Annotated in this window: 11 protein-coding genes; 10 read left to right on the forward strand and 1 reads right to left on the reverse strand. The window is 38.5% G+C overall.

Translation table 11 applies throughout. The features are described from left to right. Window positions 1-41: 41 nt before the first annotated feature. The 5 genes from AC0L5Q_RS18985 (at window position 42) to AC0L5Q_RS19005 (ending at window position 10,388) form a co-directional block, all read left to right on the forward strand. Window positions 42-1,355, forward strand: coding sequence for a metal-dependent hydrolase family protein (locus AC0L5Q_RS18985; protein WP_473613115.1), 1,314 nt, complete (start codon window positions 42-44; stop codon window positions 1,353-1,355). An 833-nt stretch (window positions 1,356-2,188) separates the two neighbouring features. Next, window positions 2,189-4,204, forward strand: coding sequence for a TonB-dependent receptor domain-containing protein (locus tag AC0L5Q_RS18990; RefSeq protein ID WP_473613116.1), 2,016 nt, complete (start codon window positions 2,189-2,191; stop codon window positions 4,202-4,204). Between the two features lie 294 nt (window positions 4,205-4,498). Then, window positions 4,499-6,655, forward strand: coding sequence for a S9 family peptidase (locus AC0L5Q_RS18995; protein WP_473613117.1), 2,157 nt, complete (start codon window positions 4,499-4,501; stop codon window positions 6,653-6,655). Between the two features lie 288 nt (window positions 6,656-6,943). Beyond that, window positions 6,944-9,091: a S9 family peptidase gene (locus AC0L5Q_RS19000; RefSeq protein ID WP_473613118.1), complete on the forward strand. Its 2,148-nt coding sequence runs from the start codon at window positions 6,944-6,946 to the stop codon at window positions 9,089-9,091. 301 nt (window positions 9,092-9,392) lie between these two features. Then, window positions 9,393-10,388 (forward strand): alpha/beta fold hydrolase, encoded by a 996-nt coding sequence (locus AC0L5Q_RS19005; RefSeq protein WP_473613119.1) that lies wholly within the window; start codon window positions 9,393-9,395, stop codon window positions 10,386-10,388. Between the two features lie 57 nt (window positions 10,389-10,445). Here the strand turns inward: AC0L5Q_RS19005 and AC0L5Q_RS19010 are convergent, their stop codons facing one another. After that, window positions 10,446-10,925, reverse strand: a complete 480-nt coding sequence (locus tag AC0L5Q_RS19010) for an Lrp/AsnC family transcriptional regulator (RefSeq protein ID WP_473613120.1) — start codon at window positions 10,923-10,925, stop codon at window positions 10,446-10,448. Window positions 10,926-11,141: 216 nt separating this feature from the next. On the opposite strand from AC0L5Q_RS19010, the gene AC0L5Q_RS19015 reads away from it, so the two are divergent. Genes AC0L5Q_RS19015 through AC0L5Q_RS19035 form a run of 5 tightly spaced genes read left to right on the forward strand, consistent with a single transcriptional unit; the run spans window position 11,142 to window position 17,810 of the window. Then, complete coding sequence (locus AC0L5Q_RS19015) at window positions 11,142-12,374, forward strand: 3-methyl-2-oxobutanoate dehydrogenase (2-methylpropanoyl-transferring) subunit alpha (protein WP_077338177.1); 1,233 nt, start codon at window positions 11,142-11,144, stop codon at window positions 12,372-12,374. Window positions 12,375-12,424: 50 nt separating this feature from the next. Next, on the forward strand, window positions 12,425-13,438 hold the full coding sequence (locus AC0L5Q_RS19020; protein WP_473618335.1) for an alpha-ketoacid dehydrogenase subunit beta: 1,014 nt from the start codon (window positions 12,425-12,427) through the stop codon (window positions 13,436-13,438). Between the two features lie 2 nt (window positions 13,439-13,440). Further along, the gene (locus tag AC0L5Q_RS19025; RefSeq protein ID WP_473613121.1) at window positions 13,441-15,186 is read left to right on the forward strand and encodes a 2-oxo acid dehydrogenase subunit E2; all 1,746 of its coding nucleotides are present in this window, start codon (window positions 13,441-13,443) and stop codon (window positions 15,184-15,186) included. A gap of 8 nt (window positions 15,187-15,194) precedes the next feature. After that, a complete protein-coding gene (gene lpdA / locus AC0L5Q_RS19030) occupies window positions 15,195-16,613 on the forward strand; it encodes a dihydrolipoyl dehydrogenase (protein WP_473613122.1) in 1,419 nt (472 codons plus the stop codon). 45 nt (window positions 16,614-16,658) lie between these two features. Then, window positions 16,659-17,810: an acyl-CoA dehydrogenase family protein gene (locus AC0L5Q_RS19035; protein ID WP_473613123.1), complete on the forward strand. Its 1,152-nt coding sequence runs from the start codon at window positions 16,659-16,661 to the stop codon at window positions 17,808-17,810.

The following is a 17,810-nucleotide window of genomic DNA, read 5'->3' on the forward strand; positions in this document are numbered from 1 at the left end:
GATTGTAGTACTGTAGCGTTAAAAGGTTATCAGGAGATACCATGAAAGTTTTAAGTAAATTCGTAGGTTGTGTATTAGCTATAACTCCTCTTATAGGAAGCACGGCTGATTTTGTTGTGGTACATGCAGGTAAGTTAATGTCGGTACCTGGCGAGAGCGTTAAAAGTAAGCAAAGTATTGTTATTCGTGATGGGAAAGTGATTGATGTTAAGTCGGGTTATATATCAGCCAGCTCATTGAATATCACCAAAGATGACACCATCAAAATCCATGACTTAAAAAATAAATTTGTATTGCCGGGTCTTATTGATGGTCATGTTCACATTACCGATGAACTTGATAGTAAACATAAAATGCGTAGAGTCGAATTCTCTGATCCTGATACTGTTTTATTTGGTGCTAACAATGCAAAGAATACACTCAATGCAGGATTTACAACGGTAAGAGATCTAGGTGCTCGTGGCGGAGATTCTGTCTTTGCATTACGTGATGCTATTGCAAAAAACTATATTCCTGGTCCACGAATATATACGGCAGGGTTTGTTATTTCTCCTACAGGTGGCCATGGACAACGTCATGGATACAGACAAGAAGTATTTGAAGTGGTTAACCACAGTGGTGTATGTGACGGCGTTGCTGATTGTCGTCGTGCTGTACGTGACCAAGTAAGACGTGGAGCAGATCAAATAAAATTTGTTGCTACTGGCGGAGTAACATCCGAAACAGCATCAGGTACAGGACAGCAATTTTTTGATGATGAAATAAAAGCCATTGTAGATACTGCACATGCACTAGGGCGAAAGGTTGCCGCTCATGCACATAACGCAGATGGTTTAAATGCGGCATTGCGTGCGGGTGCTGACTCTATTGAACATGGTACTTTTGCTGATAAAGAATCATTAAAGTTATTTAAGAAAACAGGTGCTTACTTAATACCAACATTATTGGCAGGAGCTACTGTGACAGAAATAGCAATGAGTGAAAATTCATACTATCCACCAGCAGTTAAAGCAAAAGCAATTAAAGTGGGTCCTATGTTAATAGAAAATTTAAGAAAAGCGTACGCTAAAGGTATTAAAATTGCGTTTGGTACCGATAGTGGAGTATCTAAACATGGGCTTAACGCTAGAGAATTTGAATTACTAGTACAAGCAGGACTAACGCCTACAGAAGCAATTAAAACAGCAACTGTTTATGGCGCTGATAATTTAGGTAAATCAGATCTTTTAGGCTCTATTGAAGCAGGGAAATATGCTGATCTTGTAGCTGTGGATGGTGATCCAACAAAAGATATTAAAGAGTTAATGGATATCGATTTTGTAATGAAAGAAGGTATTGTTTATAAAAATAAGTAACACTAATACAACTAATATGAATAATAATTTTGCTAAGCAGGCGATTAACTAACTTGGTATCAGGGGGATGTTTTTCTCTTTTTAGCTAAGTTTTATCGCTTCAAATTAAGTGTTGCAAGTAAAATAACTCTGATATTACAGACCCTAATATTAGCTCTTTTTGTTTTTATGTTTGTAATATCAGAGTTCTTTGCTTTGTATGTTTTATTTCTTCTATAAAAAATACAGAGTAAAGAACACATTATATTTATTCAACCCACTCACTCATTGCTCTTCTACCTGTTTAACTATCCCTTTTTATTTAACCATCGAATTGACTCCCTAAATCAACACAACACGAAAGAGAACTTTTCAAAACACAATATGCCACTGTGTCTAAAAAATATAAATTGTTATATTTCATTATGCATTTTTACTTATGTAATTTTATGAAAATTAAAGACTTAATATTTATATAACCTCCTAATTTAAAAAATATCAACTTTATCAGCCCTTCCTAAAGGTTGGTTTAAAAACGCTTATAGTGCGTTATTGATTTCAACAAGGTTTCACATGGATGTATGTAGTTAGGTTTCGTTTAACGATACCTAAAATGTTTATATTTCCAGCGGAACATCATCTTGAGCTGGTATGGCGGTATCAGCAGTTTATGTAGGTGGGTCGTTGGAATTAACCTGCAAAATTATTCTACTAGGTTTTAGATTTTCAAAAAAAGTAAAACGTATTTATTTCTTATAATAATAATAATGGAAAACTAACACATGAAAATTATAACAGTTCATAAATATAGCTTATGTTTGTCAAGGATATGCATTTTAGGACTAACTCCTTTTTTGTCGAGCACAGCCCTAGCTAGCAACATCGTAGAAACAAATGTCCGAGTAAATAATTCAGATTTTTTGGTTTACACAACTGACTTTTTTGATCAATACAGTCCGCAAAATGCATTAGAAATGATTGAAAGGTTACCTGGTTTTTCTTTTGATGAAGGTTCTGAAAATAGAGGTTTTGGAGGTAATGCGGGGAATGTATTGATTGACGGTTCGCGACCAACGTCTAAATCTAATGGATTATCTAGTGTCTTACAGCGTATTCCTGCTGAGCAAGTTCTACGTATTGAGATTATAACGGGTGGAGTTAGTGCTGGAGAAGCAGCTGGTCAGTCAGTGGTTGCTAATGTAATTAGAGCTAATATAGGCACCAGTGGTACTTGGAGGATGCAATTGTTTAAAACCAGAAGTACAGCTTTTGAACCAGAATTTGAAGCAGCGATTACTGCAGAGCTAGGGGAATGGAATACATCTTTTGATGTCAGTATTGGCAATCTTCCGGAATATCGTCCTGCGGTTTTGACCGATCGCGATGCAAAAGGTGAATTAACGTCCTCTTCTAATGAAGTTTTTGAAGAGCTTACCCGAAAGACTTATTTTAGTGGTGAAGGTTCGCGAAGCTTGGCTGATGGTAAGCTCACGTTAAATAGCCGAGTAGGTAGCGAAAATTGGCAGGGCGACACGAGTCGCGATATTTTTTTAAATAGAAAGCCAGACAACTCAACTGCTGATTGGTCTTGGGTACTTAATCAAAAGAATAAATCACGAGAAGCAGAATTTGGAGCTGATTGGGCAAAAAATATCGATAATTGGAAATTAAGGATAATAGGTTTAGGTTTAGTTGAAGATGAAACCTATAGTTTTAAGAGACGGAATATAGGTGATAGTTTTGATTCTACTTTTCAGCAAGAGCGTTTAAAAACAGAATATGTAGGTAGAGCTACCTATGGGAAAGTTAACGGCTCTACGTTTAAACCCGAATTTGGTTTTGAGCTTGCTAGTAATAGACTTGATACTAACGCTATAGAATCTAATAACGGCATATTTTCAGCAGTTGCTGGCAGCGATGTTATAGTTCAAGAGTGGCGAGGTGAATTGTTTGCTACGTTTGTATATCAAATGAATGAGCAATTAACGCTTGAAGGTGGATTAACAGGAGAGTTTTCTCAACTTAAGGTAGAAGGGGGCTCAGATCTAAAACAAGATTTTCAGTTTCTTAAGCCTCGTATTTCCGCTACTTACACTTTAAATGATGACATTAAATTAATATTTGAAGCTGAACATGAAATAGGGCAATTAGACTTTAAAGATTTTGCCGCAAGTTCTGAAGCTTCAGATGATCGCACTACCTCAGGTAATCCAAGCTTAAAACCCGATCAAAGTACCGTGGTTAAAGCTACTGTTGATTGGAGGTTTAGTGATCGTGGTAGTTTTAAATGGGTGTTATTTAATGAATGGCGAAAGGATATTTTAGAGCAGATAGTTTTATCTGTATCTGAAGACGGAGAAGTAAGCCAAGGTTTGGGTAATGCCGGTGATGCTAATCATTGGGGAGTAAATATTGAACTTAATTTACCATTAGATTGGGTGCTACCTAATGGATTATTAGAAGTCACCTATGAGCGGGATGAATCGGCTTTTTATGATCCTATTATTGGTCGTGAACGGGTGGAAAATGAGTACAATCCATATGATATTGAATTTGAACTTCGTCAAGATTTAGCTGAACAAAAGATCGCTTGGGGATTTAAATTTGATGGTAATTTTGAAGAAACTGAGTTTTTAGTGGATGAATATAATAACACTAAAGCCACTAATGATCGGGTAGGTTTTTTTATAGAAACAACACGTTTTTTTGGATTAAAAATCCAATTAGATATAGATAAAGCTACAAGGGGGAAGTTTGACCGCTCGCGCTACTTTTTTGATGGTACTAGAGCTGGCACTTTTGAAGGAAGTCAAGTTTCTAAACGTATTCGTTACACCGATTATAAATTGTCACTTTGGGGAAGCTTTTAGTGGGGCTATCTCCTTTGGTGTTGATACCTTTTGAGTCTGAATTTCGCTTTGCAGTACTTGTCCAGCAATAGCGTTTAATTTGGACCATATCTAGTATGCTTTATGGCGATTTTATGTGTTTTTATGAGCCATGAATCGTGTTTTATGCTATCACAAAAGCTCAATTGATTCCGTATTGAATTGTACTGTACTATTTTGAAAGTAGTATTTTTTATCTTTCATCGTGAAGTGTAATTAGTCGTGAATGAAAGTACGTTATTCCAATACTAATTTATTAAAAAAAGGGGAACGGGCATGCAAATACAGTCAAAGGTTATTTTTTACAAGCTTTATTCAGATCGAAGTAAATATATAGGAGTAATTTTTACGTGGCTTTTGGCCATAGTGGGGGCAATAAGTTTATCGGGTTGTGCTTCAGCAGAAAGAACGCAATCGGTTCAGGTTAAAAATTCTCAGGTATCATCGGCACCCCTTATTCCACGTAGTGAGCTTTTTGGTAATCCAACATATTCATCTCTTAAGCTTAGTCCAGACGGCAAACAAGTTGCCTACAAAAAAATGTCTAACGGAGCATTAAATATCTGGGTTGGTCCAACTGATAATCCTGAAGCTGCAGTCCCTGTTACTTCATTTAAAAAGCCAGTGGGTAGAAGTTTCCGTTGGAGTGCTGATGGTCAATATTTATTAATGTTGGAAGATTGGGCAGCAAAAGAAATATGGCAATTATGGTCAGTGGATCTTGAATCTGGGATTGCCAAAAATTTGATTAAAGATCCCACTACCCGAACTGAAATTATCGGAACATCAAAAAAATATCCAACTAAGGTGTTGGTTAGCCTTAATACAAGAGATGCAAGGTTTGAAGATGTTTACCTAATGGATATAAAAACCGGTGAACGCGAAGAAGTATTTCGTAATGATGGACAATTTATTAGCTTCCGTGCGGATGCTAACTTAAAAGTTAATCTAGCTGAACGTGGTAATGAAGATGGCTCATCTACTTACTTTAGTTTAGATGGTGATACGCGTACTGAATTATTCACAGTACCACTTGAAGCGTTACGTAGTACAAGGGTGATGTCTTATAATAAAGGCGTAGTTACCTTACTTGATAGCCGAAATGCAGAGTATGCAAGTTTAGTTAAATTGAATACGGCAACCGGAGAACGTACTGTGCTTGCTCAGGCAATAGAGGCTGATATTAACGGTGTGTTCTTTGATAAAAAATCGAAATCACTATGGGCAACACGAGAAGATCCATTAGTACCTAAATGGACGATTAGATCACCTGCTGCAGAGGAAGAATTTACAGCGTTAATTAATACTTTTGGACACACTTTTTCGATTGCAGCTCAGCCAGATGATAAACGCTTATTGATCCTTGATTCGCCTAAGGGCTTGCCAGGACGTTACCATTGGTGGGATAGAGAAACCAAAACAGCTAAGCTTATATTTTCGACTCGACCTAATCTTGATAAATATAAATTAGCAGAGAAAAAAGGTGTCATGATACCAACACGTGACGGCTTAACTATGCCTTCGTATTTAACCTTACCTCCAGGAACGCCAGTAAACGCAAAAGGTTTTCCAACCAAAGCCATTCCATTGGTTGTTATTATTCACGGTGGTCCATGGGGACGCTCTAGCCTTATGAGTGATAGATTTTTTAATGGTGTTGATTATTGGCTTGCCGACCGTGGATATGCTGCATTATCAATAAACTTTAGAGGCTCTGTTGGGTTTGGTAATTCTTTTACCTCTGCTGCTGATAAAGAATGGGCTGGAGATATGCATAATGACGTAATTGACAGTGTTGATTGGGCTATTAAAAATGGAATAACAGTACGCGACAAAGTTGCTTCTTATGGTCGTTCGTATGGTGGTTATGCATCATTAGTTTCTTTAGCTTTTACGCCTGATCGCTTTCAATGTGCTATTGCTACTGCAGCGCCTTCTAACTTGAAAAGAATTACCGCTGATATGCCTGCTTGGTGGCGTTATCAATGGCCACAATGGACAAATCGTATTGGAGATCCAAATAATGAGAAAGATGCTATTGATTTACTCAATCGTTCACCAATCACTCGAACTGCAGATATTAAAGGTAATTTATTGATAACGGCTACAGGAGGTGACCCGCGTGTACTTATTCGTCAATCTGAATCAATGGTAGCTGCGATGGAAGCACTTCATAAGCCAGTAACTTATCTTGTTTATGAAGATGAAGGTCATGGTGGTTATAAAGCCGAAGTCACAACGTCTATGCGTGCCGTTCAAGAGCATTTTTTATCTGATTGTTTTGGTAATGCAGCTGAACCTTTTGGCTCAGATTTAGAACGCTCAGATATTGAAGTTAAATCAGGTGTTAATTTAATACCAGGCTTACCTCAAGCATTAAAAGAAACGGGTAACAAAAGATTTTCAGTGCCTCACATTATTGTAAGTAAATAGTGCTGTATAACTTGTAAGACTTAAGTTTGATAAGGTGTGCTAAATTAGCACACCTTAACTTTACTCAAAGGTATATACCCCCTTTTAATTGAAAAACGCTATAGCCATCTCCCTCTATCTATTGTTCATATATCGTGTCTTTTATTGTCACAGAAACTCAATTGATTACGTTTGAAATTCGATTATATTATTTTTAAGGTGGTTTATTCATTCACAATAAAGTCTGATTGTGAATGAATAGAGAGCATTTAAATATAATCAACCAACAGGGCACAAAGGGGAACAAGTATGAAAATATGGTTAGAGGTTAGCCTTTATAATATGAGCTTGATGCGAAAAAAGTATAGCCCAAAAGTCTTTGTTAATTTGTTGGCTATACTAGGGATGATAGGATTTTCAGGAGGTACTCTGGCTGAAGGCTCAGCATCAACTTTAGTGAAAAGCTCTCAATCTACTTCATTTATTCCACGTAGTGAGTATTTCGCAGATCCAACTTATTCAAGTTTGAAGATCAGTCCTGATGGTAAAAAAATAGCTTACATTAAGCCTTTTAATGGCGTGCGAAATATTTGGATTGGTTCTGTTGATTCACCGAAAACAGCCGTACCAGTGACATCCTTTAAGGAAGCGCCAAGAAGTTTCCGTTGGAGTGCTGATGGTCAATTTTTATTAGTATTAGAGCATTGGGTAGCAAAAGAAATAAATCAATTGTGGTCGGTAGAGCTTGAGTCGGGAACAGTGAAAAACTTAACCAATGACGTTACTACACGTACTGAAATAATCGCAACATCAAAAAAATATCCAACGAAAGTATTAGTCAGTCTCAATACCAGAGATGCAAGGTTTGAAGACGTATACCTAATGGATATGCAAACAGGTGAACGTGAAGAAGTATTTCGTAATGATGGGCGATTTATCAGTTTTCGTGCTAATGCCGATTTAAAGGTTAATATTGGTGAGCGTGGTAATGATGATGGTTCATCAACTTATATCCGTTTAGATGGAGACACTCGTTCTGAACTATTAACAGTACCACTTGATGCGTATCGTAGTACAAAAATCATATCGTATGATAGTGATAAAGGCATTATTACTTTACTTGATAGCGTTGAATCTGAATATACTAATTTAGTGGAATTTGATACCGCGACAGGAAAACGTAATATTCTAGCAAAAGCTATAGAAGCCGACATTACAGAGGTTTTTTATGATAAAAAATCGAAAGCATTGTGGGCAACAAAAGAAGATCCATTGATGCCTAAATGGACCGTGCGCTCTCCTAAAGCCGTGGACGAATTCGCAGCTTTAGAAAAAACGTTTGGTCATTCATTTTCAATTGTAGGGCAGCCCGATGAAAAACGATTATTAATACTTCAATCACCCAGCGGAAAACCTAACCGCTATCATTGGTGGGATCGTAAAACTAAAACCGCCACACTCATTTTTTCAACTCGACCTAATCTTGAGAAATATACACTCGCACCGACTAAAGGTGTAATGATCCCCGCTCGCGATGGAATATTATTGCCTACTTATTTTACCTTGCCACTTGGTACACCTGTAAATGCAGACGGTTTCCCAATAAAACCAATGCCACTTGTGGTTAGTCTTCACGGTGGTCCTTGGCTTCGAAAGCGTCCTGGCTTTAATTCGAATCACCCAATTGATGCTTGGCTTGCCGATCGCGGTTATGCCGTATTATCAATTAATTTTCGAGCATCTGTTGGTTTTGGCAAATCGTTTACATCTGCTGGCGATAAGCAGTGGGCTGGAGATATGCATAATGATGTAATTGACAGTGTTGATTGGGCTATTAAAAATGGAATAACAGAGCGTGACAAAGTCGCTTCGTATGGTTACTCGTATGGTGGCTATGCGTCTATGGTTTCACTCACTTTTACACCTGATCGCTTTCAATGTTCGATTGCCGGGGCGGGACCATCTAACTTGAAAAGAATATTAACAGATATGCCCGCTTGGTGGCGTTACCAGTGGCCGCAATGGATACATCGTGTAGGTGATCCAACTACCCGACAAGGAGTGGCTGACTTAATGGAGCGCTCACCCATATCAAGAGTTGCTGATATTAAAGGTAAGCTACTTCTATTTACAGGTGGGGAAGACGCACGAGTGCTTGAGCGCCAAGCGGAAGAAATGGTAGGAGCTATGGAAGCACTTAATAAGCCAGTTACCTACCTTCTTTATGAAAGAGAAGGGCATGGTGGACATCGAGCTGAAACGACCATTTCTAGAATGGCTGTTACTGAACATTTCTTGTCAAAATGTTTCGGTAAAAAAGCAGAGGCTTTTGGTTCCGATCTAGAGCGTTCAGATATGGAAGTTAAATCTGGTGTTGATTTAATACCAACTTTGTTTGAAGCGTTGAAAAAAACGGGTACCAAAAGGTTTTCTAAACCACACATTTTAAGTGAATAGATATACTTTATAGTTACTTAGCGTGATTATGTTATCAATTTTCATATGTGAGTTTATTTAATTTTATAAGAACATACTAAACAGCAGAGTATGTTTAGCCAAGGATGGCTCATACATTACAAATACAAAGTTCCTTACATTTTTCATCAGTGCTTGAGCTTGTTATGAAGCTCAGCATCAAGCAAAATATTTCAGCTTCGTAGATTTCATTATCGCTCATGTAAATATTCAAACGAAGTTTAACCGTTCCTAAAATATCAATGTATTCTTGATGAAATTTAAAAAGGTAAAACAATTTAAAATGAAATATATATACACCTGTTTTTTAATATTAATGAGTTCATCTGCTTTCGCTCAAGAAAGTAAGTTGCAATGGTTAGATTTAATGCTCAGTAATTACCAATACCCTCATGCCGTTGAGTATTTTACTGTTAACACGCAACAACAAAAATTTAAAATGGCCTACATGGACATTAACTCAACTAAAAATAACGGGCATAGCATTGTGCTTCTTCATGGTAAGAACTTTAATGGTGCTTATTGGGATACAACAATCGAAGCTTTAAAAAGTGAAGGTTATCGAGTGATCGTGCCAGACCAAATTGGTTTTGGGAAATCATCAAAACCCGATAATTTTCAATATTCTTTTCAAGAATTAGCTAAAAATACTAAAGCGCTTTTAGATTCTTTAGGTATTAAAAAAACAACCATATTAGGCCATTCAATGGGAGGAATGTTAGCAGCAAGGTTTGCGTTAATGTACCCAGAAACAACTGAGAAACTTGTGCTAGAAAACCCTATAGGGTTAGAAGATTGGAAGTTGTTGGTTCCTTATCAAACCGTTGATTGGTGGTATCAATTAGAAATGAAAAAAACGTATGAGGGTATAAAGGCTTATCAGCTTACAAATTATTATGATGGTAAGTGGAAAGCAGAGTACGACGAATGGGTTTACCTGTTAGCGGGTTGGAACTTAAACTCTGATTACAAGAAAATCGCTTGGAATGCAGCCTTAACTTACGACATGATTTTTACTCAACCTGTTGTGTATGAGTTTAAAGATATTAAAAGTCCAACCTTATTAATTATTGGAACAAGAGATAGAACAGCCCTAGGAAAACCTTTAGTGTCTGAAGAGGTAAGAAAAACTATGGGATTATATGATAAGTTAGGCAAAGCAACTCAAAAAGCTATTCCTAACAGTATATTAGTTGAAATAGAAAATATTGGTCATTTACCACATATTGAAAGTTTCGATAAATTTATTACTCCTTTAAAATCATTCTTAGCTAAATAAAAAGAAAGATTGTGTAATAAAAAAACGGCTTTAATTAGCCGTTAAGCATGGATAAACTTATTTACTCATATGCTCTAAAGGCAACTCTGTTTTATAACAAATTTGTTTTAATGAAAAACTGCTTTTTATGTGGCTAATGCCTTCCATTTCTGTGAGTTGTTCTAATAGTTCTTGATAGCTAGTTAAATCAGGTACGGCAACTCGAACTAAGTAATCAAAATCACCCGTCATTAAATAGCATTCCATCACTTGTGGCCATTGGCTTATTTTGTTTTCAAATTTTTCTAAATTATTCTTTTTTTGGCGGCTTAAGGTAATTTGAATAAAGACATTAACAGGCAACCCCACCTTTTTAGGATCGAGTAAGGTAACTTTACCTCTAAAAAAACCCGCCTCTTGAAGTAGCTTAACTCGTCTTGAACAAGGTGAGGCTGATAATGAAACTTTATCAGCTAATTCAAGATTAGAAATGCCTGCGTCTTGTTGTAACTCTTTTAATATTTCTATGTCGGTTTTATCTAAAATTAAATTGCTCACGTTGAATTCCTTATTTCTACTATGTTTTGTTTTTGTGGTGATACTCTCTAATTTTATATTTATTTTTGGTTTTTTACACCACTATTTTGTGTTTTTAGGTGTTTATTTGGTAGGACTAGCTACGGTTTTACATGATATATTTTTCTTATAATTTTAAAACTTTCACGCGTTTTAAACATAATAGATAAAGCACTCTGCTTTGGAGAAAACATTAACATGAATGATGAAAAACCGTTGAGCTTGCACGTACCAGAGCCGTCTTCTAGACCGGGCGATAAACCTGACTTTAGTCATATTAGCGTACCTGAAGCAGGCGTTGTTCGTAAGCCTGAAATAGATTGTACGCCTGCGAGTATTCGTGATCTTGCCTATGACATGGTTAGAGTTATGGATGATAACGGCAGGGCTGTTGGCGATTGGATCCCTGATGTTGATGATGCCTTTTTACTAAAAGGTTTAACCGTAATGTTAAGAACACGGATATTTGATGAGCGTATGTTCATGTCGCAACGCCAAGGAAAAACCTCTATTTATGTACAGTGTCGAGGTGAAGAAGCCATCGCTTGTGCACAACGCATGGCGTTATCGCAAGGCGATATGTGTTTTCCAAGCTACAGACAACAAGGGTTATTAATTGCTCAAGACTTTCCAATGGTAGATATGATTAATCAAATCTATTCCAATTCAAAAGATAAACTAGGCGGGCGTTCATTACCTTTTTTCTATTCAGAACGCGATTATGGTTTTTTCTCTATTTCTGGCAACTTAGGCACTCAATTTATGCAAGCCGTAGGTTGGGCAATGGCGTCTGCTATTAAAGGCGATACAAAAGTTGCTTCGGGTTGGATAGGTGATGGCTCAACGGCTGAAAGTGATTTTCACTCAGCACTTGTTTTTGCGTCAACTTATAAGCCGCCAGTGGTATTAAATGTGGTGAATAACCAATGGGCAATATCAACCTTTCAAGGTATTGCGAGTGGGGAGTCAGCTAATTTCGCCTGTCGTGGTCATGGTTTTAATATTCCTTCTATTCGTGTTGATGGCAACGACTTCTTAGCGGTTTATGCTGTGTCTAAATGGGCAATCGATCGTGCGCGTAAAAATTTAGGACCAACGTTAATTGAATGGGTAACGTATCGCGCCGCCGCTCATACCACGTCTGATGATCCAACAAAATATCGTCCAGCAGATGAAGCCGAACATTGGCCATTAGGCGACCCGATTGAGCGTTTGAAAACACATTTAATTGCTAAAGGTGTTTGGGATGAAACCAAACATGAAGCGCTAACTAAACAGATAAAAGCTGAAGTTAAAGCCGCAGCAAAAGAGGCTGAAAGTTACGGAACCTTAGGTAAAGGTGCGGTTCCTCCTGTGAGTGAAATGTTTAACCATGTTTATAAAGACATGCCTCCTCACCTTCGTAAACAACGTCAAGAATTGGGAGTATAAAAATGCCAGAAGGAAAAGTTATGCCTCAACATAAAGCAACTGAGAAAAAAGTGTCTCGTAAAAATATGATAGAAGCCATTCGTGATGCCCTTGATGTAAAAATGGCGCAAGACGATAACGTGGTTGTTTTTGGTGAAGATGTTGGTTATTTCGGTGGCGTATTTAGAGCAACAGAAGGTTTGCAGGCTAAATATGGTAAATCACGTTGTTTCGACGCACCAATTTCTGAGCTAGGCATTATAGGGGCTGCCGTAGGCATGGGCGCTTATGGTTTACGACCTGTTCCTGAAATTCAATTTGCTGATTATATTTTACCAGCATACGACCAAATTGCTTCTGAAGCAGCACGTTTACGTTATCGATCTTCGGGTGAGTTTATTGCGCCAATTACCATTAGAACACCTACTGGTGGTGGTATATACGGTGGGCAAACCCATTCGCAATCACCTGAAGCATTGTTTACTCATGTTGCAGGATTAAAAACGGTTATTCCTTCTAATCCTTACGACGCTAAAGGTTTGCTTATTGCGTCAATTGAAGACGATGACCCCGTTATATTTTTAGAGCCTAAACGATTATACAACGGCCCATTTGATGGTCATCACGACAGACCGGTAACCCCTTGGTCTGAGCATGAATTAGGTGAAGTTCCAGACGGTCATTACACCGTGCCTTTAGGTAAAGCGGCTATTGCCCGTGAAGGTTCAGACGTTACTATTTTAGCTTACGGCACTATGGTGCATGTTGCTATATGTGCAGCTGAAGAAACAGGTATAGATGCGGAAGTTATTGATTTGCGTACGTTACTACCACTTGATGAAGAAACCATTGAAAAGTCTGTTAAAAAAACAGGACGTTGTATTGTTGTGCACGAAGCCACTAAAACCAGTGGTTTTGGTGCTGAGTTGATGGCCGTTGTTCAAGAGTTATGTATGTACAATTTAGAAGCTCCTATTATTCGAGTTACTGGCTGGGATACACCATATCCCCATGCACAAGAATGGGATTATTTCCCCGGACCTGCTCGTGTTGGTGATGCATTAAGAAAAGTGATGGGAGAATAGAAATGAGCAATTTTTTAATTGAAGTACCAGACATTGGTGAAGGTATTGCCGAAGTTGAAGTTGTTGAGTGGAATGTTGCAGTTGGTGGAACCATCGAAGAAGACGATGTTTTATGTGTTGTAATGACCGACAAAGCGACTGTTGAAATTCCATCTCCTGTTGATGGCACAGTAACGTGGCAAGCTTGCCAAGCGGGCGATATGATTGCCGTTGGTGCCGACTTTGTAAAACTACAAGTAGAGGCTAGTGTTGCAAATTATGATGAAAACACAGCTGTTAGCCCTGCGCCTGAACAGGAAGTTGAAGCACCAGAAACAACGGTAGAAAACTCAGTTGTTGAAGAAGCCGTAGCGGTTCAAAACTCATCTGCAACCAATAACCTACCGGGTAACTATTATATTGATGTACCTGATATTGGTGAAGGTATTGCCGAAGTTGAAGTGGTTGAGTGGAGCATAAATATTGGCGATAACATCGAAGAAGACGATGTGTTATGTGTCGTAATGACCGACAAAGCCACCGTTGAAATTCCAGCCCCTACAGATGGAAAACTAGTATGGCGTGCTAGCGAAGCGGGAGAAATGATTGCTGTTGGTTCAATGTTTGTACGTTTAGACGTTGAAGGTGCGGGCAATATCTCTGAGCTAGCGAGTCAGGCACCATCAAATAGTAAAGCCGAAACACCTGCTGTTACGCAAGTTAAAGTCGAACAAGCAAAAACTTCAGTGGCTCAAACTAATGTAGCTCAAACTAAAGTTGTTAAGTCAGCTAAAACGGCATTTGAAAAGCCGAATGTATCTAAAAAACCTACAGCAAATGCTCATGGTAACGCGGCTACTTTTACTGGCGTTGCACGCGCCGAAGGTGATAAACCAACAGCAGCGCCTGCGGTTCGTCAACGTGCTATGAATGCCGGTATTAATTTAAATTATGTACGAGGAACAGGTCCTGCTGATCGCATTACTCATGATGATTTAGATGCCTTTATCGCAGGTCAATCGTCAGCTATAGCTTCTACATCTACCAATTCTAGTACCAATGCTGTTGCTAATGAATCAATTGAAGAGATTAAAGTTATTGGTTTACGTCGGAAAATTGCCGCTATTATGCAAGATACCATGCAACGTATTCCTCACTTTACGTATGTGGAAGAAATTGACGTTACTGAATTAGAAAAGCTACGTGCCAAGCTCAATAAAGAACGTACAGATGATCAGCCCAAATTAACCATGCTACCTTTTTTCATTAAAGCCTTGGTTATTGCTTTAAAAGATTACCCTGAAATGAGCGCACGTTTTGATGACGACGATAATATTGTATATCGTTATGGCGCAGCTCATGTCGGTATTGCAACTCAAACCGACAGCGGCTTAGTTGTACCGGTTATTAAACACGCTGAAACATTGGATTTATGGCAATCAGCCGACGAAGTTAAACGTTTATCAACAGCAGCACGTAGCGGTAAAGCTAAGCGTGAAGAATTAAGCGGTTCAACGATCACTATAACAAGCCTTGGCCCAGTGGGCGGCATTGTTACTACACCCGTTATCAACTCTCCTGAAGTGGCCATTATTGGCATTAATAAAATCGCTAAACGACCCGTTTGGCAAGATGGAGGTTTTGTTCCTCGCGATATTATGAATATTTCATCTTCGTTTGATCATCGAGTGATTGATGGTTGGGAAGCGACACTATTTGTACAACGTATTAAAAGCTTGCTTGAGTCTCCAGCAACCTTATTCATGTAGGAGTGAAAATGACTAATTTAGTTTCATGTAAAGTATTAATCGTAGGTGCAGGCCCCGGCGGATATGTTGCTGCAATTCGTGCAGGACAGTTAGGATTAGATACCGTGATTGTTGAAGGCGACAGAGCTGGTGGAACATGCTTAATTCGGGGGTGTATTCCGTCAAAAGCGTTAATTCATGCGGCATCACGTTTTGAAGAAATTAATGCGCATACTGGCGACGGTAAACTCGGCATTTTAGTACCACAACCTGCGCAGCTTGATATGCCAAAATTGATCGACTGGAAAGACTCAATTGTCGCGCGTTTAAGTAGCGGTGTTGAAGCTTTACTGAAAAAGAACAAAGTAAAACAAATTAAAGGTTGGGCTAACTTTTCTGATGCAAAAAACTGTACGGTTGACACGGCTGATGGAGTGATAAGTATTAAAGCGGAACACGTTATTTTAGCAACGGGATCAACCGCAACAGAACTGCCATTTTTACCTTATAGCGAAAATGTAATTTCTTCTACGCAGGCGCTTGATCAAAACGAACTACCTAATCACTTAGTTGTTATTGGGGCGGGTTACATTGGTTTAGAAATGGGCATCGCTTACCGTAAGCTAGGTGCAAAAGTTACCTTTATTGAAGGTATGGATTCTATTGTACCGCTGTTTGATAAAGAGCTAACAAAGCCTGTAGCCACATGGTTGAAAAAACATAATGTAGACATTGAATATTCAGCTCGCGCCCAGTCGGTTGTTGACCATGGTACAGGTGAAGGAGCCACATTAACCTATACCGATAAAAAAGGTATTGAGCATTCAATTCATGGCGACAAAATTTTAGTCACTGTTGGCCGTCGTCCTAATACGCAAGGTTACGGTTTAGAGAATATGTGTGTCGATATGAATGGCGCTTTCGTTAAAGTTGACAAGCAATGTCGTACAGCAATGAAAAACGTTTGGGCAATTGGTGACTTAGTTGGAGAACCTATGTTGGCACATAAAGCGTCAGCACAAGGGGAAATGGTTGCCGAAATTATTTCTGGTTTAAAGCGAGAGTTTAACCCAACGGTTATTCCTGCCGTTTGTTTTACTGAACCTGAACTTGTTGGTGTGGGTATAACGGCCGCGGAAGCCAAATTACAAGGTATAGAACCCCTTGTAGGTAAATTTCCTTTTGCTGCTATAGGTAAAGCGTTAGCAATGGAAGCCGGTAGCGATGGCGGCTTTGTTCGTATAACGGCCCGTAAAGATAACCATGTTGTTATTGGCATTCATGCTGTGGGCGCTCATGTTGCAGAGCTCAGTAATCAATTTGCTACTGCGATTGAAATGGGGGCACGGCTAGAAGATTTAGCTAATACCATTCATGTTCATCCAACATTAGGCGAAGCCACTATGGAAGCTGCCATGTCGACCTTAGGTCATGCAATACATATGTAATTAGAGTGTTGCTGATTAACGTAATAAATACCTTGAGATAAAAATATGCAAATAAAATTTAATGAAGAAGAAATAATGATTCAAGACACAGCAAAACAATTTGCTGAAGCTGAATTAAAACCTAATGCTGAATTGGTTGAGCAAGAAAGCGGTAAAGACCTATTTTTATCGAATATTAAAAAGCTGAGTGAATTGGGCTTTATGGGCATTAATATCGATAGCCAATATGGCGGTATTGAAGCTGGTAGCGTTGCTTTTTCTTTAGCGATAACTGAACTTGCCCGAGGATGTTCTTCAACTGCAGTTACCACATCGGTAACGAATATGGTGGCAGAAGTTATTCAAGCTGTAGGTAACGAAGAGCAAAAATCACATTATTTACCCAAAATTTGTAGTGGTGAGTGTTTTGCTGCTGGCTTTTGTTTAACTGAAACGGTTGCAGGTTCTGATCCTGCGGGTATGAAAACCCAAGCAGTAAAAGAGGGTGACGAGTACGTGCTTAACGGCACTAAAACGTTTATTACTTCGGGTGATTATGCTGGCGTATTTGTTGTGTGGGCAGTAACAGATCCTAGCTTACCCAAAGGTAAAGGCATAAGTTGTTTTTTAGTGGATGGCGATACTCCAGGCATAACCATTGCTAAAGCTGAAGAAAAAATGGGGCAAAAAGCCTCTTCAACTAATCAAGTGATTTTCGATAATTGTCGTATTCCTGCTTCTGCTTTATTGGGTAAAGAAAATCAAGGTTTTAAAATAGCGGTAACTGAACTAGCGGGTGGCCGTATAGGTATAGCTTCATTAGCATTAGGCTTAGGGCTTGAAGCGATAGAGTACGCTAAAGACTATATTAAAGAGCGTAAACAATTTGGTCAGTCGTTATCAAACTTTCAAGGTTTACAGTGGATGTTAAGTGACCGATATACGGAACTAGAAGCGGCTCGTTTATTAATCATGCAAGCAGCTGTTAATAAAGATAATGGTTTACCATTTTCTACTTCAGCCTCTATGGCAAAAGTATTTGCGTCTGAAAAAGCGAATGATGCTTGTTATACCGCATTGCAGCTATTAGGTGGTGCAGGGTACATAAAGGAATATCCGATAGAACGCTTAGCTAGAGATGTCAGAATTACCACTATATATGAAGGTACAAGTGAAATTCAGCGAGTGATCATCGCTAGAGATATCTTAAAAGACTAA

The sequence above is a fragment of the Pseudocolwellia sp. G5-9 genome, from assembly GCF_055808995.1.